The 19814-nt window shown below is 71.4% G+C and carries 20 protein-coding genes; 9 read left to right on the plus strand and 11 right to left on the minus strand.

The window, feature by feature from the left end; translation table 11 throughout:
- Positions 1-29 precede the first annotated feature (29 nt).
- Together ACWCO8_RS25350 and ACWCO8_RS25355 are read right to left on the minus strand one after the other, a co-directional pair.
- Entirely contained in the window at positions 30-281 is a 252-nt protein-coding gene (locus ACWCO8_RS25350) for a type II toxin-antitoxin system RelE family toxin (RefSeq protein ID WP_362428924.1), read from the minus strand.
- On the minus strand, positions 278-553 hold the full coding sequence (locus tag ACWCO8_RS25355; RefSeq protein ID WP_451034184.1) for a type II toxin-antitoxin system Phd/YefM family antitoxin: 276 nt from the start codon (positions 551-553) through the stop codon (positions 278-280). Before ACWCO8_RS25355 ends, ACWCO8_RS25350 begins: the two co-directional genes overlap by 4 nt.
- Positions 554-734: 181 nt before the next feature.
- On the opposite strand from ACWCO8_RS25355, the gene mfd reads away from it, so the two are divergent.
- Positions 735-4265 (plus strand): transcription-repair coupling factor, encoded by a 3531-nt coding sequence (gene mfd / locus ACWCO8_RS25360; protein WP_451034185.1) that lies wholly within the window; start codon positions 735-737, stop codon positions 4263-4265.
- A gap of 42 nt (positions 4266-4307) precedes the next feature.
- Here mfd and ACWCO8_RS25365 read toward each other — a convergent pair whose 3' ends face one another.
- Positions 4308-5603 (minus strand): SGNH/GDSL hydrolase family protein, encoded by a 1296-nt coding sequence (locus ACWCO8_RS25365; RefSeq protein WP_451034186.1) that lies wholly within the window; start codon positions 5601-5603, stop codon positions 4308-4310.
- A gap of 127 nt (positions 5604-5730) precedes the next feature.
- Positions 5731-5934, minus strand: a complete 204-nt coding sequence (locus tag ACWCO8_RS25370) for an antitoxin (RefSeq protein WP_362013304.1) — start codon at positions 5932-5934, stop codon at positions 5731-5733.
- Positions 5935-6054: 120 nt separating this feature from the next.
- On the opposite strand from ACWCO8_RS25370, the gene ACWCO8_RS25375 reads away from it, so the two are divergent.
- A complete protein-coding gene (locus ACWCO8_RS25375) occupies positions 6055-6741 on the plus strand; it encodes an HNH endonuclease family protein (protein ID WP_451034187.1) in 687 nt (228 codons plus the stop codon).
- A gap of 129 nt (positions 6742-6870) precedes the next feature.
- Positions 6871-7617, plus strand: a complete 747-nt coding sequence (locus tag ACWCO8_RS25380; RefSeq protein WP_451034188.1) for an N-acetyltransferase — start codon at positions 6871-6873, stop codon at positions 7615-7617.
- 100 nt (positions 7618-7717) lie between these two features.
- Here ACWCO8_RS25380 and ACWCO8_RS25385 read toward each other — a convergent pair whose 3' ends face one another.
- Positions 7718-8482, minus strand: coding sequence for a hypothetical protein (locus ACWCO8_RS25385; RefSeq protein WP_451034189.1), 765 nt, complete (start codon positions 8480-8482; stop codon positions 7718-7720).
- A gap of 127 nt (positions 8483-8609) precedes the next feature.
- Complete coding sequence (locus ACWCO8_RS25390; protein WP_451034190.1) at positions 8610-9380, minus strand: DUF4190 domain-containing protein; 771 nt, start codon at positions 9378-9380, stop codon at positions 8610-8612.
- A 247-nt stretch (positions 9381-9627) separates the two neighbouring features.
- Here ACWCO8_RS25390 and ACWCO8_RS25395 point away from each other — a divergent pair, with 247 nt between their 5' ends.
- The 4 genes from ACWCO8_RS25395 (at position 9628) to ACWCO8_RS25410 (ending at position 14503) form a co-directional block, all read left to right on the plus strand.
- Positions 9628-11715 carry an N-6 DNA methylase gene (locus ACWCO8_RS25395; protein WP_451034191.1) on the plus strand — a complete coding sequence of 696 codons (2088 nt, stop codon included), beginning with the start codon at positions 9628-9630 and terminating at the stop codon, positions 11713-11715.
- A gap of 201 nt (positions 11716-11916) precedes the next feature.
- Positions 11917-12432, plus strand: coding sequence for a hypothetical protein (locus tag ACWCO8_RS25400; protein ID WP_451034192.1), 516 nt, complete (start codon positions 11917-11919; stop codon positions 12430-12432).
- A complete protein-coding gene (locus tag ACWCO8_RS25405) occupies positions 12433-13956 on the plus strand; it encodes a protein kinase domain-containing protein (RefSeq protein WP_451034193.1) in 1524 nt (507 codons plus the stop codon).
- A gap of 139 nt (positions 13957-14095) precedes the next feature.
- A complete protein-coding gene (locus tag ACWCO8_RS25410; protein WP_362014814.1) occupies positions 14096-14503 on the plus strand; it encodes an LppU/SCO3897 family protein in 408 nt (135 codons plus the stop codon).
- Between the two features lie 54 nt (positions 14504-14557).
- Here ACWCO8_RS25410 and ACWCO8_RS25415 read toward each other — a convergent pair whose 3' ends face one another.
- The 4 genes from ACWCO8_RS25415 to ACWCO8_RS25430 all read right to left on the minus strand — a co-directional run bounded on the left by ACWCO8_RS25415 (position 14558) and on the right by ACWCO8_RS25430 (position 17287).
- The gene (locus ACWCO8_RS25415) at positions 14558-15436 is read right to left on the minus strand and encodes an NAD(P)-dependent oxidoreductase (protein ID WP_451034194.1); all 879 of its coding nucleotides are present in this window, start codon (positions 15434-15436) and stop codon (positions 14558-14560) included.
- An 82-nt stretch (positions 15437-15518) separates the two neighbouring features.
- The gene (locus tag ACWCO8_RS25420; protein WP_451034195.1) at positions 15519-16169 is read right to left on the minus strand and encodes a hypothetical protein; all 651 of its coding nucleotides are present in this window, start codon (positions 16167-16169) and stop codon (positions 15519-15521) included.
- A gap of 93 nt (positions 16170-16262) precedes the next feature.
- Positions 16263-16463 carry a DUF397 domain-containing protein gene (locus ACWCO8_RS25425; protein WP_451034196.1) on the minus strand — a complete coding sequence of 67 codons (201 nt, stop codon included), beginning with the start codon at positions 16461-16463 and terminating at the stop codon, positions 16263-16265.
- A complete protein-coding gene (locus ACWCO8_RS25430; RefSeq protein WP_451034197.1) occupies positions 16445-17287 on the minus strand; it encodes a helix-turn-helix domain-containing protein in 843 nt (280 codons plus the stop codon). Before ACWCO8_RS25430 ends, ACWCO8_RS25425 begins: the two co-directional genes overlap by 19 nt.
- A gap of 143 nt (positions 17288-17430) precedes the next feature.
- On the opposite strand from ACWCO8_RS25430, the gene ACWCO8_RS25435 reads away from it, so the two are divergent.
- Positions 17431-17802 (plus strand): hypothetical protein, encoded by a 372-nt coding sequence (locus ACWCO8_RS25435; protein WP_451034198.1) that lies wholly within the window; start codon positions 17431-17433, stop codon positions 17800-17802.
- Between the two features lie 20 nt (positions 17803-17822).
- Here the strand turns inward: ACWCO8_RS25435 and ACWCO8_RS25440 are convergent, their stop codons facing one another.
- The gene (locus ACWCO8_RS25440) at positions 17823-19022 is read right to left on the minus strand and encodes an acyltransferase family protein (protein ID WP_451034199.1); all 1200 of its coding nucleotides are present in this window, start codon (positions 19020-19022) and stop codon (positions 17823-17825) included.
- A gap of 118 nt (positions 19023-19140) precedes the next feature.
- Between ACWCO8_RS25440 and ACWCO8_RS25445 the strand changes: the two genes are divergently transcribed.
- Entirely contained in the window at positions 19141-19647 is a 507-nt protein-coding gene (locus tag ACWCO8_RS25445; RefSeq protein ID WP_451034272.1) for a GNAT family N-acetyltransferase, read from the plus strand.
- Positions 19648-19814 lie beyond the last annotated feature (167 nt).

Consider the following 19814-nt stretch of genomic DNA (forward strand, 5'->3'; position numbering starts at 1 on the left):
CTGATCCGGCCTGATCCACGAGACACCCCCTAGGGCGTGCGACCGAGGTGGAGGACCATGACCGTGATGGTCGCCTCCGTGATCTCGTACATGACCCGGTATCTGCCGACGTGCATGCGCCGAAGGTCGGGCGAGCCGTACTCCGCGGTCCCTGCGGGGCGGGGGTCGTCGGCGAGGAGGTCGGTCGCCGTGAACACCTGGCGCAGCCCGTCGGGGTCGTCCGCCAGGAATTTGGCGGCGATGTCCAGGGCCGGCTCGTCCCACAGGACCGTGTACCTCAAGACTGCTCGAGGCCCAGGCGTGCCCGGGCCTCGTCCTGCGGGATGCCCACGACCGCACCGGCGGCCTGGCGGGCCCGGTACCGGGCCAGTGCCAGGTCGTCCTCAAGGTCCGCCAGGCGCTGCTCCAGCTCGGCCAGCTCCGTGGGGTTGATGAAGACCGCTGCGGCCTGGCCGTGATCCGTGATCGTGATGCGCTCGCGGGCGTGCGCGGTCCGGCGGACGAGGGAGCCGAACTGAGCGCGGGCCTCGGTGATGGGAAACGTGGCACTCATGTACAGAACTGTACGGTTTGGCTCGCGGCGCGTCGATTCCACGAACGGGTGACCGCCCCCGAGCCGTCGTACGCTGGGGGAGCCCCCGGCCGCTCGGCGTGTCGGGACCACCCGGCCCGTGTCACGTGTCGGGCCGTTCGCGTTGCCCGCCCCCGTTGTCGAACCCGGGATGGAAAGCTCCATGAGCCTGCACGGTCTGCTCGATGTCGTCGTCAAGGACGGCGCCCTCGCCGAAGCGGTCAAGGCCGCGTCCGACGGCCGCCGCACGCACGTGGACCTGGTCGGCCCGCCCGCCGCCCGGCCCTTCGCCGTGGCCGCGCTCGCGCGGGACGCCGGGCGGACCGTGCTCGCCGTCACCGCGACCGGGCGCGAGGCGGAGGACCTGGCGGCCGCGCTGCGCAGCCTCCTCGACCCCGACACGGTCGTCGAGTACCCGTCCTGGGAGACGCTCCCGCACGAGCGGCTCTCGCCCCGCTCCGACACCGTCGGCCGCCGCCTCGCCGTGCTCCGCCGCCTTGCCCACCCCTCCGTCGACGACCCGGCCGCTGGCCCCGTCTCCGTCGTCGTCGCCCCCGTGCGTTCCGTGCTCCAACCGCAGGTCAAGGGCCTCGGCGACCTGGAGCCCGTCGCCCTGCGCACCGGGCAGAGCGCCGACCTGAACGAGATCGTCGAGGGCCTCGCGGCCGCCGCGTACTCCCGCGTCGAGCTCGTCGAGAAGCGCGGCGAGTTCGCCGTGCGCGGCGGCATCCTGGACGTCTTCCCGCCCACCGAGGAGCACCCGCTCCGGATCGAGTTCTGGGGCGACGACGTCGAGGAGATCCGTTACTTCAAGGTCGCCGACCAGCGCTCCCTTGAGGTCGCCGAGCACGGCCTGTGGGCCCCGCCCTGCCGGGAGCTGCTCCTCACCGACGAGGTGAAGCGGCGCGCCGCCGCCCTCGCCGAGGAGCACCCGGAGCTCGGCGAGCTGCTCGGCAAGATCGCCGAGGGGATCGCGGTCGAGGGCATGGAGTCCCTCGCGCCCGTCCTCGTCGACGACATGGAGCTGCTCCTCGACGTGCTGCCCAAGGGCTCGATGGCCGTCGTGTGCGACCCGGAACGGGTGCGTACGCGCGCCGCCGACCTCGTGGCCACGAGCCAGGAGTTCCTCCAGGCGTCCTGGGCGGCCACCGCCGGCGGCGGCGAGGCTCCCATCGACGTCGGCGCGGCCTCCCTGTGGGGGATCGCGGACGTACGGGACCGGGCCCGCGAGCTCGACATGATGTGGTGGTCGGTCTCCCCGTTCGCCGCCGACGAGACGGTGGACAACGACACCGTCAAGCTCGGCATGCACGCCCCGGAGACGTACCGCGGCGACACCGCCCGCGCGCTCGCCGACACCAAGGGCTGGCTGGCCGACGGCTGGCGCACGGTCTACGTCACCGAGGCGCACGGCCCCGCGGCCCGCACCGTCGAGGTCCTCGGCGGCGAGGGCATCGCCGCCCGCCTCGACGCCGACCTCGCCGACATCTCCCCGGCCGTCGTGCACGTGGCGACCGGCTCCATCGACTTCGGCTTCGTCGACCCCGCCCTCAAGCTCGCCGTCCTCACCGAGACCGACCTGTCCGGCCAGAAGGCGGCCGGCAAGGACGGCCAGCGGATGCCGGCCAAGCGCCGCAAGACCATCGACCCGCTGACCCTGGAGGTCGGCGACTACATCGTGCACGAGCAGCACGGCGTCGGCCGGTACGTCGAGATGGTCCAGCGGACCGTCCAGGGCGCCACCCGCGAGTACCTCCTCGTCGAGTACGCCCCCGCCAAGCGCGGCCAGCCCGGCGACCGCCTCTACATCCCCACCGACCAGCTGGAGCAGGTCACGAAGTACGTCGGCGGCGAGGCACCGACCCTGCACCGGCTCGGCGGCGCGGACTGGACGAAGACCAAGGCGCGCGCCAAGAAGGCCGTCAAGGAGATCGCCGCCGACCTGATCAAGCTGTACTCGGCCCGGATGGCGGCCCCCGGCCACGCCTTCGGCCCCGACACCCCCTGGCAGCGCGAGCTGGAGGACGCCTTCCCGTACGTGGAGACGCCCGACCAGCTGTCGACCATCGCCGAGGTCAAGGAGGACATGGAGAAGACGGTCCCGATGGACCGTCTCATCTGCGGCGACGTCGGCTACGGCAAGACCGAGATCGCGGTCCGCGCCGCCTTCAAGGCCGTCCAGGACGGCAAGCAGGTCGCCGTCCTCGTCCCCACCACCCTGCTCGTGCAGCAGCACTTCGGCACGTTCTCGGAGAGGTACTCGCAGTTCCCCGTCGTCACCCGCGCGCTCTCCCGCTTCCAGACGGAGACCGAGTCGAAGGCGACGATGGAGGGGCTGCGGGACGGCTCGGTCGACATCGTCATCGGCACCCACCGCCTCTTCTCCTCCGAGACCAAGTTCAAGGACCTGGGCCTGGTCATCGTCGACGAGGAGCAGCGCTTCGGCGTCGAGCACAAGGAGCAGCTGAAGAAGCTCCGCGCCAACGTCGACGTCCTCACCATGTCCGCCACCCCCATCCCCCGTACGCTCGAAATGGCGGTGACCGGCATCCGCGAGATGTCGACGATCACCACCCCGCCGGAGGAGCGCCACCCGGTCCTCACCTTCGTCGGACCGTACGAGGAGAAGCAGATCGGCGCGGCCGTCCGCCGCGAACTGCTGCGCGAGGGGCAGGTCTTCTACATCCACAACCGCGTCGAGTCCATCGACCGGGCGGCCGCGCGGCTGCGCGAGATCGTCCCGGAGGCGCGGATCGCCACGGCGCACGGGCAGATGAGCGAGAGCGCCCTGGAGCAGGTGGTGGTCGACTTCTGGGAGAAGAAGTTCGACGTGCTCGTGTCGACGACGATCGTCGAGTCCGGCATCGACATCTCCAACGCCAACACGCTGATCGTGGAGCGCGGCGACAACTTCGGCCTGAGCCAGCTGCACCAGCTGCGCGGCCGCGTCGGCCGTGGCCGCGAGCGCGGCTACGCCTACTTCCTGTACCCGCCGGAGAAGCCGCTGACCGAGACCGCGCACGAGCGGCTCGCGACGATCGCCCAGCACACCGAGATGGGCGCGGGCATGTACGTGGCCATGAAGGACCTGGAGATCCGCGGCGCGGGCAACCTGCTCGGCGGCGAGCAGTCCGGCCACATCGCGGGCGTCGGCTTCGACCTGTACGTACGGATGGTGGGCGAGGCGGTCGCCGACTACCGCGCCTCCCTGGAGGGCGGGGTCGAGGAGGAGCCGCCGCTCGAGGTCAAGATCGAGCTGCCGGTCGACGCGCACGTCCCGCACGACTACGCGCCGGGCGAGCGGCTGCGGCTCCAGGCGTACCGCGCGATCGCCTCCGCCAACACGGAGGAGGACATCAAGGCGGTACGGGAGGAACTCACCGACCGCTACGGCAAGTTGCCCGAGCCGGTCGAGAACCTGCTCCTGGTCGCGGGCCTGCGGATGCTGTCCCGCGCGTGCGGGGTCGGCGAGATCGTCCTGCAGGGCCCCAACATCCGCTTCGCACCGGTGGAGTTGCGGGAGTCGCAGGAGCTGCGGCTCAAGCGCCTCTACCCCCGTACGGTCGTCAAGCCGGCCGTCCACCAGATCCTGGTGCCGCGCCCGACCAGCGGGAAGATCGGCGGCAAGCCGGTGGTCGGACGCGAACTGCTCGCGTGGACGGGCGAGTTCCTGACGACGATCCTCGGGTCGTAGCCGAGGGGGTCCGGGGCCGGCCGCGGGGCCGGCCCCGGGTTCCTACAGCGCGTCGAGGTCCAGCGCCTGCGCCATCGCCGCGTACCCGGCGTCGCCCGGGTGCAGGTGGTCGCCCGAGTCGTAGGCGGGCAGGATGCGGTCCGGGTCGGCCGGGTCGGCGACGGCGCGGTCGAAGTCGACCACCGCGTCGTACGCGCCCGAGGTGCGGACCCAGTGGTTGAACGCGTCCCGCTTGGCCTCGACGGCCGGGGTGTCGTAGAAGGAGCCGCCGACCGGGGTCAGGGTCGCGCCGACGACCTTGATGCCCTGGGCGTGGGCCTGCCGGATCAGCTCGCGGTGGCCGGCGATCAGGCGCTCGACGGAGACCTCGGGGGTGGGGGCGGCGAAGTCGCTCGGGAGGCTGCCGCCGAAGTCGTTGATGCCTTCGAGGAGGATGACCGTCCGGACGTTCGGCTCGGTCAGGACGTCCTCCTTGAACCGCGCGATGCCCTTCTCGCCCGCCCAGGTCGTGTCGTTGGTGACCTGGTTGCCGGCGATGCCGTGGTTGAGGACGGAGCGCGGCTTCCCGGCGGCGGCGAAGCGCTCGGCCAGCTCGTCGGGGTAGCGGTTGTTCGCGTCGAGTCCTGCGCCGACGCCGTCGGTGATCGAGTCGCCGAACGTCACGATGCCGTCCCTGCGCGGGGCCTGCCCGCCGGTCACCTCGACGCCGGAGAGGTAGTACCAGGAGGTGTTGGTCTCCTTGAAGGCCGTACCGGTCCGGTCGGAGCGGTGGTCGCCGTCCGCGCGGTAGCTGGTGGCGGAGGCGACGTGGTGGAAGGTGGCGGGCCCGGTGGGCGCGGCCAGGTAGAGGGTGACGGTCACCGACTCCAGCGCCTTCACCGTGAACGGCACGCCGTCGCTGTACGCCGTCCCGCCCGCCGGGATCGTCAGCGAGCGGCCCTTGCCGAAGGACAGCTGCCGCACCGAACCGGCCTTCACGGAGGCGCCCTTGTCCGTGCGGGCGACGGTCGCGCCGGTGATCCGCAGCGGGGTCGTGCCGTACCGGTTGGACAGCTCGATGCGCGCCTTGGTGCCGCCGGTGGTGACCCGGACGACCTGGCGGACGGTCTGGTTCGAGAAGCCCTGCTGCGACCAGTTGGGGCCGAAGGGCGCGGTCGGGGCCTGCGGCGAGGTGGCCCAGGCGCCGCGCCACTGGGTCCCGCCGTGCCCGTGGCCCGTGGCCACGGCGGTGCCGGTGAGGGGGAGTGCGGTCAGGGCGGCGGTCAGCGCGGCGGCGGTCAGGGTGGCAACGGCGGTGCGGCGTATGGATGTTGTCGTGTCAGGCGTGATCGTCGTCATGCAAGTGATCAAGAGGAGCAGAACCCCGCTTATTCCCCTGCCGGCCCGTCAGGAACGCGCATCGGCCGCGGGGCGCGCGTCACGCGCGCCTCGCGGCCGGAAGTCGGGGGACGGAGAAGCCGTCGGGTCAGCTCGGAGGCTGGGGCGGCGGCTGGTCCTGCCCGCGCTGCTTGTCGATGTACTCCTGCGCCTTCTGCTGGGCCTGGTCGACCTTGGCCGCGTGCTTGCCGCCGGTCCGCTGGTCGACGGCGTCACCGGCCTTCTCGACGCCCTGCGAGGCCTTGTCCGGGTGCTGGCCCATCATGCCTTTGAGCTTGTCCATGATCCCCATCGGTGCAACTCCTTCATAAGGGGACGAACGGCTCATTCGACGCTACGCGCCCCCCTCCGATTCCGCGCGTCGAGCCGCGCAATGGTCTGGACCATGTAGGGCTGTGGCTAGGATCCCCGCGTGCCCAGCTTTCGCAGGACCTCCGCCCTCGCCGCCGCCCTCGCGGCCACCGTCCTCATAACCTCCGGCTGCACCGAGAGCCCCGACGGCTCCCCGGCCGACGGCGCCTCCGGAGCCCCCGGCGCGGGCGGCCCCGCGCTCGTCGCCGTGGACGCGCTCACGGTGAAGGGCCGGGCGCCGAAGACCGGCTACGACCGGGAGAAGTTCGGCCGCGCCTGGGCCGACGTCGACGGCAACGGCTGCGGGACCCGCGACGACATCCTCAAGCGCGACCTCGCGGACGTCCGCTTCAAGGACGACCGCTGCAAGGTCGCCTCCGGAGTCCTCGCCCACGACCCGTACACCGGGGACCGGGTCGACTTCGTCCGGGGCCGCAGCAAGGTCGACATCGACCATGTCGTCGCGCTCTCCGACGCCTGGCAGAAGGGCGCGCAGAAGTGGGACGCGGAGAAGCGGCGCCGCTTCGCCAACGACCCGCTCAACCTGCTCGCCGTCGACGCGTCCGCCAACCGCCGCAAGTCCGACGGGGACGCGGCGACCTGGCTGCCGCCGAACAAGGAGTACCGCTGTACGTACGTCGCCGCGCAGGTCGCGGTGAAGAAGAAGTACGGGGTCTGGGTCACCCGGGGCGAGCAGGAGGCGATGAAGAAGGTCCTCGGCCGCTGCCCGGACCAGAAGCTGCCGTAGTCGGGTGGGCGCGGGTGGCCCGGTGGCCGCAGTGGTCCGGCGGTCGCAGTGGTCCGGCGGTCGTCGTGGTCCCGCAGCCGCGGTAAATCGTTTCCTCACCTGCGCGAACGGCCGTTAGCCTCCGCTTCCATGGAACTGACGATCACCACCCTCGCCGAGCGCCCCGAACTCCAGGGCGCGATGTGGGCGATGAAGGACCTCTGGCCGGAGTTCACGGTCAACGATCCGGTGGGCTGGTCCCACTACGGCCGGATCGTCGCCGAACTCCCGGAGTACGTCCTCGTCGCCACCGACCCCGAGGGCACGGTCGTCGCCCGCGCGCTCAGCGTCCCCTTCCAACTCCGGGCCCAGGGCCGCGGAGAGCTGCCGGCCACCGGCTGGGACCAGGTCCTGATGTGGGCGTTCTCCGACCTGCGGCACGGGCGCGTGCCCGACACCGTGAGCGCGATCGAGGTCACGGTCGACACGAGCGCGCTCGGGCAGGGGCTCTCGGCGCGGATGCTGGGCGCGATGCGGGAGAACGCCCGCCGCCTCGGCTTCTCCGAGCTCGTCGCCCCGGTCCGCCCGAACGGCAAGCACCTGGAGGCCGCGTCCTCCATCCACGAGTACGCCTTCCGCAACCGGGAGTCCGACGGTCTGCCCGAGGACCCGTGGCTGCGCGTCCACGTCCGGGCGGGCGGCACGGTGGAGGCGGTCTGCCCGGCCTCGATGACCGTCGCGGCGTCCGTGGAGCAGTGGCGCGCCTGGACCGGGCTGCCCTTCGACACGGACGGCCCGGTGGAGGTCGCGGGCGCGCTCGTACCGGTGCACTGCGAGGTCTCGCGCGGCTACGCGGTCTACGTCGAGCCGAACATATGGGTCCGCCACCGCGTGTGAACACGGCTGTCGTACGAGATACGAGAGACGAGAAGGGTGTGAGGGCCGCCCCCCCCGTAGGCGGCCCTCACACCTTTCTCCCTCTATGTGGCCTCGCTCGTCAGCCGAGCTTCTTCTCGTCGATGACGTCCTTGGCGGCCGGCACCTTCGCCACGACGGGCTTGCCGTAGTCGGTGAACGTCATCGTCCCCGGCTCCTCGCCACCCGCCGCGACGACCTTCAGGATGAGCGGCTCGCCCTCCGTCGCCACGTAGACGGTCGTCGTCTCGCCGCCGCGCTTCTCGGTGAGCGTCAGCGCCTTCTTGCCGCCGACGGTGGTCTCCTTGCCCTTGACCGCGAAGTTGATCCCCTCCTCGAAGTCGCCGAGGAGCGCCTTCAGATCGCAGAGTTCGAGATTGTCCTTGGCGTCCGGGTCGGTCACCGGGGTCTTCACCCAGCGGCCCTTGAGCTCCTTGAGGACCGCCTCCTGGACCTCGGCCGGCTCGCCCTCCGCCTGCGCCCGCAGGAACGCCTCGTCGAAGCGGAGGTAGACGTCCTTGTCGTCGGCCTTGACCAGTTCGGCCGTGCCCGTGGCGCCGACGGTCAGGGTGCCGACGCACTTTCCGGTGGTGTCCAGCGACAGGTAGGCCTTCATCGGCCCGTCGGTCGTCTTCGCGGCGAGGTCGAGGGTCAGGGAGTCGGCCTTCTTCGTCGCGGCGATCGCCTTGTTGGCGATCTGGGGTCCGGTCAGGTCCCCGAACGGCCCGGAAGCCTTCGCGTCGCCGGAGAGGGGCCCGCAGGCGGTGGCCCCGAGCGCGACGGCGGCGCAGAGCGCGGAGACGAGGACGGCCGTGCGGCGGGTGCGGGGGTGACGGGCGGCAGACATGGTGGGTTCTTCTCCGGGGGTGTTCTGGGGCGGGGGTCGGGGGACGAGCGGGGCCTACGAGTAGGGCGTACGAGCGGGGCCGACGAGTAGGGCGTACGAGCGGGGCGTACGGGGGGACTTACGAGCGTCAGCCGATCTTCAGCTCCCACTGGGAGGCCTCGTGGTCCAGGCCGGGGCTGACCTCGACCGAGAGGGTCTTCGCGTCCTTCGGGGCCTCGAAGGCGTAGACGACCGTGGACTTCTTGCCGGGCAGGATCGTGCCGCTGAAACCGGTGCCGACGTTCCCGTCGAAGACCTGCTCGGCGGTCACGCCGTCCTTGCCGGCGCGGGCGGACAGCACCGCCAGCGTGGCGTCGAACTTGTCCTTGCCGCTGTTCTCGATGACGACGGTCACCTGGTACGCCTTGTTGCCCTCGGCGAGCTGGTCGGTCTTGTACGGCTTCGCCTCGGACACCGTGACCTTCAGGTCGTCGTACTCCGCCCGGTCACCGGCGGCCAGGCCCTTGGCGATGTCCTTCTTGCCCGCGTCGCCCTTGCCCGGCTTGCTCGACGGGTCCTTCGGGGCGGACTCCTCGACGGCCTTGTTGATCTCGTCGACGGCGTCGCTGACGGCCGTGAACGTGATCACCGCGCCGACCACCGAGAGGATCAGCGCCGCGAGGCCGAGGACCGCGCCGGTCGTCGTCACGCCCTTGTTGTTCGCCTCGCCGCGCTTGACCCGGCCTCTGCCCACCAGGCCCAGGATCAGGGCGATGACGCCGAGGATGCCCGCCAGCCAGAAGAGGAGCGGGATGAGGCCCGAGACCGTACCGATGATGCCGAGGATCAGGGCCGCGGTGCCGAGCCCGTTGCGCACGGCCACCTGGGGCGCCTGCGGGATCTGGGTGTCGTACGACATGGGTGTCCTCCAGGACATGACGTGACGTGTGACGTGACATGACGTGGTCAGTGGTGAGCGAAGCCCCACCAAGTTCCCGTGGAGCGATGACTCAATAAGACCAGAGCCTGTGAACCGAGTCAACACGGTTTACAGGATTCACGTCGACTCACACTGTGAAGGGAGGGGTCTTGCGTCCGTCGGTAAGATCGGGGCTCACAGCAGGGGTACACAGGGACACGAGCGGGAAACGCACAGGAGGCGCCAGGTGCCGGAGCACGCAGCAGAGGTGACCGCCGCCGGGATCGCCCGGCTCGCCGGGGTCGGCCGGGCCGCCGTGAGCAACTGGCGGCGCCGGCACGCCGACTTCCCCCGCCCCGTGGGCGGCACGGAGACCAGCCCCTCCTTCGCGCTCGCCGACGTCGAAGGCTGGCTGCGCGCCCAGGGCAAGCTCGCCGAGGTCCCGCTGCGGGAGCGCGTCTGGCAGCAGGTGGCCGGCCACCCGGCGGGCGCCGTCACCGCGCTCGCCCACGCGGGCTGCGTCCTGCTGCTCGTACGGGACCGTTCCAGCGCCTGGCCCAAGCTCGCCGCCGTCTCGGACGAGCGGCTCGCGGAGATCCTGCCGGTCGCCCTGGAGGAGGTCCTCACCGAACGCCTCGGCGTCGAGCGCTCCGTGCTCACCCCGAGCCCGGCCGAACTGGGCCCCTCCGTACCCCTGTTGCGCGGGGCCGCCGAGCTCGCCGCCGAGATCGGCGCCCGTCAGGCCTTCGAGTTCCTGCTCGGCCGGCACCTCGACGCCAACCCGCGCCAGTACACGCTGACCCCGCCGGGCCCCGCCGCCCTCATGGCCGCCCTCGCCGCCCCCACCGAGGGCCCCCGCCCCACCGTTCTCGACCCGGCCTCGGGCACGGGCACCCTGCTCCGCGCCGTCGAGCACCCCGGCGCCCTGCACGGCCAGGACACCGACCCCGACCTGGCCGCGCTCACCGCCCTGCGGCTCGCCCTCGCCTCCGACGCCGACATCCGCGTACGGACCGGCGACAGCCTCCGCGCCGACGCCTTCCCGCACCTCACGGCGGACACCGTGCTCTGCCACCCGCCGTTCAACGAGCGCAACTGGGGCCACGACGAACTGGCCTACGACCCGCGCTGGGAGTACGGCTTCCCGGCCCGCACGGAGTCCGAACTGGCCTGGGTCCAGCACGCCCTGGCCCGGCTCCGCCCCGGCGGCACCGCCGTCCTCCTCATGCCGCCCGCCGCCGCCTCCCGCCGCTCGGGCCGCCGCATCCGCGCCGACCTCCTGCGCAGGGGCGCCCTCAGGGCCGTCGTCGCCCTGCCCGCCGGGGCCGCCCCGCCCTACGGCATCCCGCTCCACCTCTGGGTCCTCCGCAAGCCCGCCGCCGGCGTCACCGTCTCCCCCGAGCTGCTGCTCGTCGACACCACCGCCGACCACCTGGCCGGCGCGGGCCGCGACAAGCTCGACTGGCAGGCCGTCCACACCGCCGTCCTCGACGCCTGGCTGCCCTTCGACAAGCACGGCACGGTCGCCGAGACCCCGGGCGCGAGCCGCTCCGTGCCCGTCATCGAACTCCTCGACGACGACGTCGACCTGGCGCCCGCCCGCCACCTGCCGCCCCCCGCGGCGGGTGGCGGAGCGGCCGAACTCCTCGCGGTACGGGACCGGTTGGCCGAGACCCTCGGCCGTACGGTCGCGCTCACCCCGCCCCCCGCCCTGCCCGCCGACGCCGCGACCCGCGCCGCGGGCGACCCGACGGCGGCGGCCGCCCGGCCCACCGGTGTCACGGTCGGCGAACTGGCCCGTACGGGCGCGCTCGAACTGCGCGCGGGCGGCGCCGGAACGACCTCCTTCACGGGAGCCCCGACCCGGGTCCTCACGGAGAACGACGTCTTCGCCGCCCAGCCGCCCTCCGGGACCCTCCCCGACGGCGCCCCCGAGGAGCCCGTCCTCCTCGCCCCCGGCGACGTCGTCGTCCCCGTCCTCGGCGGCGGCTCCCTCGCCCGGGTCGTCGACACCGCGACCGCCGGGGCCGCGCTCGGCCGCAACCTCCAGCTCCTGCGCCCCGACCCGGCCGCCCTCGACCCGTGGTTCCTGGCCGGCTTCCTGCGCGGCACCACCAACACCCGCCAGGCCAGCAGCTACGCCTCCACCGCCACCCGCCTCGACGTCCGCCGCCTCCAGCTCCCGCGCCTGCCGCTCACCGAACAGCAGCGGTACGGCGAACGGTTCCGCGCCCTCGCCGAGTTCGAGGACGCCCTGCGCCTTGCGGGCCGGATCGGCGAGCAACTGGTCCAGGGGCTCTTCGACGGCCTCGCGGACGGCACGGTGGCGCCCTGACCCGGACGCCGTGACCCGACCGCGTGACGGATCAGTACGACAACGGTTCGGTGCAACCCTGGGGACGTTGTCCGCGTCGGTGTATACGCTCGACTCCGCAACCGAACCGAGTGCTCAGGAGCAGGAATGTACGGCCACGGCTACGCGCCACCGCCTCCGCAACCCCAGCGTGCCATTCCGGCGTCGGTGATCGTGCTCCGCGTGCTCTTCGCGATCCTGCCGCTGCTCAGCATCGGCTTCCTGACCTGGGCGACCATGATCCGGCTCGCGGCCGTGACCCGGCGCGCGCTCGACTGGGTGCTGTGCGGGGTCTCCGCGGCCGTGATGATCACCGGCATGATCATCCTGCCGGACGACGTGGAGACGACGCAGGCGGACGTCGCGATGGGTCTGATCCTCCTCAACGCGCTCGGGTTCACCGTGTACTTCCTGGTCGCCGACCTCCGGCACGACAAGGTCCGCCTCGGTCTCGTGCCGTCGGCGCACCAGGCCGCCCCGTTCAACCCGTACGCGGCGACGGTCCCGCGCCACCAGGCCGGTTACGTCCCCCCGGCGCAGCCCCAGCCGCAGCCGCACCCTCAGCCCCAGCCGCACCCCCAGCCCGGGATCCCGCCGCAGCCGACGGCCCAGCCCACGGCGTCCAACCCCCGGATCGACCAGGTCCGGGCCGAGCTGGACGAGCTCAGCGACCTCCTCCGTAAGGACGAGGGGAAGTAAGTGAACGGACGCGTCATCGGCGGCCGGTACGAACTCTCCACCGTCATCGGCCAGGGCGGCATGGGCCAGGTCTGGACGGCGTACGACGGGCGGCTCGACCGCCGGGTCGCCGTCAAGCTGCTCCGCCCCGCCACCATGACCGGACCCGCGACCGCCGCCGAGGAGCTGCGGCGCCGCTTCGTGCGCGAGTGCCGGGTCACGGCGCAGGTCGACCACCCCGGCCTGGTCACCGTCCACGACGCCGGCAGCGACGGCGACGACCTGTACCTGGTGATGCAGTACGTCGACGGCGCGGACCTCGCCGACCATCTCGCCGAGCACGACCCGTACCCCTGGGAGTGGGCGGTCTCCGTCGCCGCGCAGCTCTGCGCGGTGCTGGCCGCCGTGCACGCGGTGCCGATCGTCCACCGCGACCTGAAGCCGCGGAACGTGATGGTCCGCTCGGATGGCAGCCTCACCGTGCTCGACCTCGGTGTCGCCTCCGTCCTGGACACCGACACCACCCGCCTCACGCACACCGGTTCGCCGATCGGCAGCCCCGCGTACATGGCGCCCGAGCAGGCCATGGGCGGCGCGGTCGGCCCGTTCACCGACCTGTACGCGCTCGGGGTCCTGCTGCACGAACTCCTCAGCGGGAACGTCCCGTTCGCCGGCTCCACCGCGCTCGGCGTGCTGCACCGGCACCTGTACGAGCCGCCGCTGCCGGTCCGCCAGCTGCGGCCCGAGGTGCCGGAGGCGCTGGAGGCGCTCGTACTGCGGCTGCTCTCCAAGGACCCGCAGCACCGCCCCTCCGGGGCGCACGAGGTGTACGAGGCGCTGCTGCCGATGCTCCCCGCGCGCGGGGCCCCGGCAGGACCGCTCGACCCGACCCGCCCCTTCCTGCGCCCGCACGCCCCCTGGCCGGACCGCGCCTCCGCCCCGCCGCCTCGGCCGGCGGCCCCGCCGGTCCCGCCGCCGGTCTCCCGCCCGGACGTGGCCGCCACGGTGGACGAGGTCAAGCGGCTCCTCGGGGAGGGCTCGCTGACCCGCGCCGTGGACCTGCTCGGCTCGATCCTGCCCGCGGCCGCCGCCGAGCACGGCGAGCACTCGCCGGTCGTCCGCATCCTGCGCAAGCAGTACGCGACGACCCTGATGGACGACGGCCAGTACCGCCGCGCCCTGCCGGAGCTGCGCCGCCTCGCCGAGGACCGCGCGAAGGAGGCGGGCCCGGCGGACCCGCAGACCCTCCAGTTCCGCTACGAGGCCGCGCAGTGCCTGGAGCAGCTGGGGGAGACGGCCTCCGCGCTCACGGAGTACCGGGCCCTGCTCCCGTTCCTGGAGCACGGCGCGGACCAGGCCAGGTACTTCGACATCCGCCGCCGGATCGGCAACCTGCTCCTGTCGATGGGCGACCACACGGCGGCCCACCAGCAGCTCCAGGCGCTGCTGTACGACACCGAGCGGGCGTACGGCCCGTACCACGCGCTCCCGACGGACCTGCGGCGCGCGCTGGCCCGCCAGCAGCAGATGGGCCGCTTCGGCTGACCGTTCACCTCGGCTGACGGGGCGCCAGAATCACGAGTCCACAACTGGTTGGGGAATTGGATCTTCCGGGCCCGATTTGCCCGTTCCGTGCCATGTAGCCTGCGCGTCTGATCATGCACACGTCCCCAAGGAATCCTTCATGACGACGCAGCCGCCCGCCTCCCCCGAGCAGCCCACCGCGCCCGAGTCCGTGCCCGCGCCCGTTCCCGCCGAGCCGGCGAAGAAGAAGCGCAGCATAGGCAAGACGATCCTCAGCATCGTCGTGGCCATCGCGGCCATCCTGTTCTGGAAGCTCGGCCTCCCGTACCTCACGGGTGACGCGCCCGTGGCCGCCAAGGTCGGCGAGTGCGTGAAGGTGACCGGCGCGGAGAACGACCCCGAGGTCGAGACCAAGCCCTGCGGCGAGAAGGGCCCCGACCTCTACAAGGTCGTGAAGGTCATCGACGACACCTTCGACGTCAACAAGTGCGGCGACGTGAGCGAGGTCGCGCTCGCGCAGCAGCTGGAGTCGTACAAGTTCGTGCTCTGCCTGAACCCCGTCAAGTGACGGACGCGTTCTTAGGCGGTGCCAGTGAGGGCCGGACCCGGAGGGGTCCGGCCCTCACTGCTTCCTGAGGACCTCGACCAGCGAAGAGACGCTGTGCTCACCGTGCCCGGCCTCCGCCGCGCGCGCCAGGAGCTCCTGGTACGGCTTGTGCCACGCCACGTCGAGACCCGCCTCCCGGGCGAACTCCTCGTCGCCGGCGGCCCCCGCGAGGAACAGGTTCACGGACGAGCCGGGCTCGGCGTACTCGCCCCGGTCGATCTCCTCGGCGAAGACGGGCAGCACGGAGCCGATCATTTCGAACCACTTGACGCTGAACCGCACCATCGACGCGGCGTCGAGCCCGCGCGCCCGCAGTGCCGCCGCGCCCTGGAAGAACCCGACGAGCGCGGGCAGCAGCGTGCCGCCGACCGCCATCTCGTAAAGGGCGGCGAGGTCGGGGTCGTCCCCGAGGAAGACGGTGTCCCCACCGAGCACGCGCAGCGCCGCCTCGAACTCGTCGAAGACGCCCCCGTCGCCGCTGTAGTACAGGAGCGTGGTCTCACCGCCCACGGCGGACGGCACGTCCTTCACGGCCCCGTCGAGGTGGAGCGCGCCGCGCTCCACGGCCCAGGCGTTCATCCGCCGCGCCCCTGCGGGCGACCCGCTGTTGAGCGTCACGAGCGCCCGCCCGTCGAGCACGTGCCCGGCGGGCTCAAGAGCGGCGAGGGTGTCCTCGTACGTCGTCAGACAGACGACGACCAACGGGCTTGCGGCAACGGCCTCGGCGATCCCGGCCACGTACACGGCCCCTTGGGCGACCAGGGGCGCCGCCTTGGCGGGCGTCCGGTTCCAGACGGTGGTCGGGTGCCCGGAGTCCAGGAACGCCTCGGCGAGTGCGCGGCCCATGGACCCGAGTCCGAGGACGGTCACGGGAGTTCGGGAGTGCGTGGGCATGGGGGAGCTCCTGTCCGTGGTGGGTGGCTGCGCCAACCATGCTGGGCGGCGGCCCAGAAGCGGACAAGACCTTACTTTTTTGTCAGTGCCCCTCGGGCTTCACTTCCGAGTTGACGGTGAACGGTCCGGTGGCGGGGACCACATACGGCGTGACGTCCGTTTCCAGACCCGCCGCCAGACCCGCCTCGCCGAGCCGGCTGCCGTTCTCGCGCAGGTCGAGGTGGAAGCGCGTGGTCTTGCCTTCCTGCTTGAGGCCGTGAATGCGTTCGTCGATGTAGCCGAGGTCGTTCAGGGTCTTCCGGACCTTGGTGGGCGTGGGCTCCGCGACCTTCTGCAGCGCCTCGATGACGCGCTGTTCGTGGTGGACGCTCGTGCAGAATTCGTGGCGGTCCAACGCCGTCTCAGGGCCGGGCTCGATCGGCTCGGGCGGGGGCATTGCCCCAGGGGGGAGACTCTGCACCGGCTCCGGCTTGTTGGGCGGTGCCATCGGGACCCCGTCGGCCGGAGGACACATCTGCGCGTACGTGGCCAGCATCGCCGCGAACGCCGCCTGCTCGGGGGAGGGCTGGGCGGGTCTCTCAGTGGAGGCGACGTTCTTGGCCGGCTCTCTCTGTGGGGCACTGCCGGACACCTCACTTCCGCAGCCGGTGAGGGCCAGAGAGGCGAGAGCGACAGCCGCGAGGACGAGCCGGCGAGGGGTGAAGGCGCTGATGGAGGCAGGTGTTTGGGTCATGGGCAGAGTCTCCGGCGATCACCGCTCGCCCCGCTTGAGTACGCGTACTCATCCACGTGAGTGATCGAATTCAGCCGCCGCACACGGAAGTGCTCACCCTGCTGCCCTGAGGGCGGCCACGAAGGCGGCCCAGGCCCCGGCCTCGAAGACGAGGGCGGGGCCGGCGGGGTTCTTGCTGTCCCGGACGGGGACGACGTGGGGGAGGGCATCGGCGACTTCGAGGCACTCGCCGCCTTCAGCGTTGCTGTAGGAACTCTTGCGCCACGTGACGGTGCTCAGGTCAACGGCTCGCACTGTGCTTCCTCCAACGTCCGCATGATGAACTTCCGTGAATCCGCCGGGGAAAGGGCCAGATCGCGGACTCGATCGTAGCGATGCTGCAGGAGGTCGACATCGGCCGTGGCGTCGATCCGGCTACCCGAGAAGCCTGTCTCCACCCAGGCGACCACACGGCCGTCGGGCAGTCGCAGGAAGCTCGTGTGGGTGTTGTTCATGGCGTGCAGGCCGGCAGAGTGCGGTACCACCTGAATCGTGACATTCCGACGGTCGCCCATCGTGAGGAGATGCTCCAACTGCTCCTGCCATTCGGCGCGATCCGGCAGGGGCGTGCGCAGCACTGTCTCCAGCATGACCGAGCGGAAGTTGACGGCGTTGGGCCCGGTGATCAGCTCTTGGCGCCTCATACGCGCCTCGACCTGGCGGGTCAGCTCGCCGCCCTCGTGGAGACCCGTCTCCATCAGCGCGCGAGCATAGGCCTTGGTCTGGAGTAGCCCCGGCAGCAGGCAGACCGCGTAGTGCCAGATGCTGACCGCCTCGGCCTCCAGCGCCATGTACTCGCGGTACTTCTCCCGGAACTCCGTAGTGTCCCCGAGCGCCAGCTCCCACAGCACCAACAACATCCCCGACGTCCCGTAATACGTGTCCAGGGCCTGGACCACCTCCGGGCCGCCGAGCGTCTCGCCCTTCTCCATCTTGGAGAACAGGGACCAGTCCCAGCCCACCACCTCGCCCAGCCGCCGCAGGCTCTCGCCGCGTTCGGTCCTCAGCTTGCGCAGCTCCTCCGCGAACCGCTTGCGCGGTTCTTGGCTGCGGCCAGTCACCACCCGTCTCGCCGGCATCACGCGCTCCCTTGTGGAAGATGTGGAACTACCCGCGCGACGTGGGGAAGTACGGCCCTGCAGCGCTCATCGTTCCTCGGTCCGGGGTCCATTCTCGTAGTGCCCGGATCACAGAGGGTAATTCACGAGGAGGGCGGGAATCCATGGAGTGCGGCGCTTTCATGTACGACAAAGTGGCTTGTGTGGTAGGGGAGTTCCGCGGCAGCATGGGCCCGTACGCCATGCTCCGGCCCATCGGTGGTGGCCGGGAATGGCAGGCCGATCCGGCGCTCCTCCGGCCGGCCACCCCGGAGGAGCGGCTGAGCGCGGGCGTGCGGGCGGTCAATGCCCGGACGTACACCCGTACCCGTACCGTCGACCCGGACCGACCGCCGACGCCCGTCCCCGACTGCGAGGACTGCGCCGCGCTGGCTCTCCAGCGGAGCCAGGCCCGCGCCCGCTTCGACGGGAGCGCCGAGACGGACGCGAACGTCCTCCTCCGCCGTCACCTGTGGCAGGACCACGCCACGGCTTGAGGGTCACGGCTTGAGTCACGTCACGGCTTGAAGGACGACAGGACCGGCTCGCGCACGTGACGCTCGCCCAGGGGCCCGGCCGCGACCGGGGCCGCGACGGAACCGGAGTCGGACGCCGGGGCCGGTGTGTTGCGGCGGATCTCCTCGATGCCGCGCCGCATCCCCACCCGCAGGCGCTTCGACAGCGGGCGTTCCACGCAGAGGTGGATCAGCCAGGCCAGGACCAGCATCGCGGCCGTCACGGACACGACGAGCGGAACGGGCGGGACGCGGTCGCGGAAGTGGTGGATCAGGGTGATGCCGATGGCCATGTGGATGATGTAGAGCGGGTACGTGATCGCTCCGGCGGTCTTCAGCCAGCGCCACTGGATCCGGTTCAGGTACCCGAGTGCCACGGCGGCGATCGCGAGGAAGCCGGCCGTGATGACCAGGCGTGCGGGCCAGGTGGGCAGCTGCTCGGAGAGATTCTGGCCGAGGTTCACGTTCATGCGCCCGCGGACGTAGTGCTGGGCGAGGAGGAACTGGACGCCGACGATGGCCCAAAGGAGCATGGTGGGCCGGTAGCGGTGCATCAGGTAGAAGGCGATGCCGGCGATGAAGTAGGGCGCGTACTGCGGCATCGCGAGGAACTGGAGGAGCCGGAAGCCGGTGGTCGGCGCGGCGACCGCGGCCAGCGTCCAGACTCCGCAGAACAGTATGCAATTGCGATATGTGACACCGCAGAGCACGACGATCGCGAAGAGCGCGTAGAACTTGAGCTCCACGAACAGCGTCCAGTACGAGTGGTCCACGTGCCCGACGCCCAGGCCGCCCTGCATCATGGTCAGATTGACCAGGATGTCGCTCCACTGCTCCATCTGTCGCAGTTCCTCCACCTCGGGCAGGAACCACAGGACGAGCGCGGTGAGCACGATGCCGGCCCAGTACGCGGGGAACAGCCGGGACACCCGGGAGACGGCGAAGTCGCCGACCGTACGGCCCCACACGCTCATGCAGATGACGAATCCGCTGACGATGAAGAAGATCTCGACGCCGAGCCAGCCGAAGAGCGCGAAGGGCCGGAGCGCGGGGAACAGCTCGGACGTGTTCGTCTCCCACGCCGAGCTGAGCCCTATGTAGTGGTAGAGCACGACGACCAGCGCCGCTGTGATCCGTATTCCGTCCAGCGCGAAGAGGCGTGCGCCCAGCTCTTTGCTGCTGGCTCGCCTGATGCCGGGCATGACGGAGCCTTCCCTCGAACGATGCGACTCAGGGACCGTACAGGCGCCCCACAGGATTCCCACAAGCAAAGAACGGGTGTCCTTGGTCACGCGACCGGTCATGCTTGGCCCCGTGACCATGATTCGGACCGAGGCCATCGAGACGGCCCGCCTCACCCTCCACCCCCTCGCCGTCGCGCACGCCGAGGAGATGGCCGGGGTGCTCGGCGACCCTGACCTGTACTCCTTCATCGGAGGCGAGCCGCCCACCCTGCCGGCGCTCCGGGCGCGGTACGAGCGGCAGACCGCCGGGTCGCCCGAGCCCGGGGTCTCCTGGTGCAACTGGGTCGTCAGGGAGCGGGCCTCCGGGAGTCTCGTCGGGACCGTGCAGGCCACCGTCCAGGACGCGGAGGCGGAGGCCGAGGTCGCCTGGGTCGTCGGGGTGCCGTGGCAGGGGCGGGGGATCGCGCGCGAGGCCGTGCGGGGGCTTGTGGCGTGGCTGACGGGGCACGCGCGTGTGGGGGCGGTCCTCGCCCACATCCACCCCGACCACACCGCGTCCGCCGCCGTCGCGGCCGCCGTCGGGCTCGCGCCCACCGATGTGTGGCTCGATGGCGAGGTCCGCTGGCGGCTCGTGTCGGAGTAACCCCGCGGTAACCAAACGGACTTCGGCATGTGATCGCAGTCACATTCAAAGGGATGGGTTACGGCCAGACTGGCCAATTCCGCGAGGTCGACAGCGGTCAAAAGGCCAACAAAGCGGGCCTCATTGTTCGGCGCTCAAATATTGCGTCGTGTACGTCCACAAGTGGA

Source organism: Streptomyces sp. NPDC001927 (genome assembly GCF_053594455.1).

Excerpts from the sequence above, each read along its gene's own strand:
- ACWCO8_RS25445 (WP_451034272.1), top strand. The coding sequence starts at position 19,141 with ATGATTCGGACCGAGGCCATCGAGACGGCCCGCCTCACCCTCCACCCC.
- ACWCO8_RS25430 (WP_451034197.1), bottom strand. The coding sequence starts at position 17,287 with ATGCCGGCGAGACGGGTGGTGACTGGCCGCAGCCAAGAACCGCGCAAG.
- ACWCO8_RS25420 (WP_451034195.1), bottom strand. The coding sequence starts at position 16,169 with ATGACCCAAACACCTGCCTCCATCAGCGCCTTCACCCCTCGCCGGCTC.
- ACWCO8_RS25370 (WP_362013304.1), bottom strand. The coding sequence starts at position 5,934 with ATGGGGATCATGGACAAGCTCAAAGGCATGATGGGCCAGCACCCGGAC.
- ACWCO8_RS25410 (WP_362014814.1), top strand. The coding sequence starts at position 14,096 with ATGACGACGCAGCCGCCCGCCTCCCCCGAGCAGCCCACCGCGCCCGAG.
- ACWCO8_RS25390 (WP_451034190.1), bottom strand. The coding sequence starts at position 9,380 with ATGTCGTACGACACCCAGATCCCGCAGGCGCCCCAGGTGGCCGTGCGC.
- ACWCO8_RS25435 (WP_451034198.1), top strand. The coding sequence starts at position 17,431 with ATGGAGTGCGGCGCTTTCATGTACGACAAAGTGGCTTGTGTGGTAGGG.
- ACWCO8_RS25440 (WP_451034199.1), bottom strand. The coding sequence starts at position 19,022 with ATGCCCGGCATCAGGCGAGCCAGCAGCAAAGAGCTGGGCGCACGCCTC.
- ACWCO8_RS25385 (WP_451034189.1), bottom strand. The coding sequence starts at position 8,482 with ATGTCTGCCGCCCGTCACCCCCGCACCCGCCGCACGGCCGTCCTCGTC.
- mfd (WP_451034185.1), top strand. The coding sequence starts at position 735 with ATGAGCCTGCACGGTCTGCTCGATGTCGTCGTCAAGGACGGCGCCCTC.
- ACWCO8_RS25380 (WP_451034188.1), top strand. The coding sequence starts at position 6,871 with ATGGAACTGACGATCACCACCCTCGCCGAGCGCCCCGAACTCCAGGGC.
- ACWCO8_RS25415 (WP_451034194.1), bottom strand. The coding sequence starts at position 15,436 with ATGCCCACGCACTCCCGAACTCCCGTGACCGTCCTCGGACTCGGGTCC.
- ACWCO8_RS25355 (WP_451034184.1), bottom strand. The coding sequence starts at position 553 with ATGAGTGCCACGTTTCCCATCACCGAGGCCCGCGCTCAGTTCGGCTCC.
- ACWCO8_RS25365 (WP_451034186.1), bottom strand. The coding sequence starts at position 5,603 with ATGACGACGATCACGCCTGACACGACAACATCCATACGCCGCACCGCC.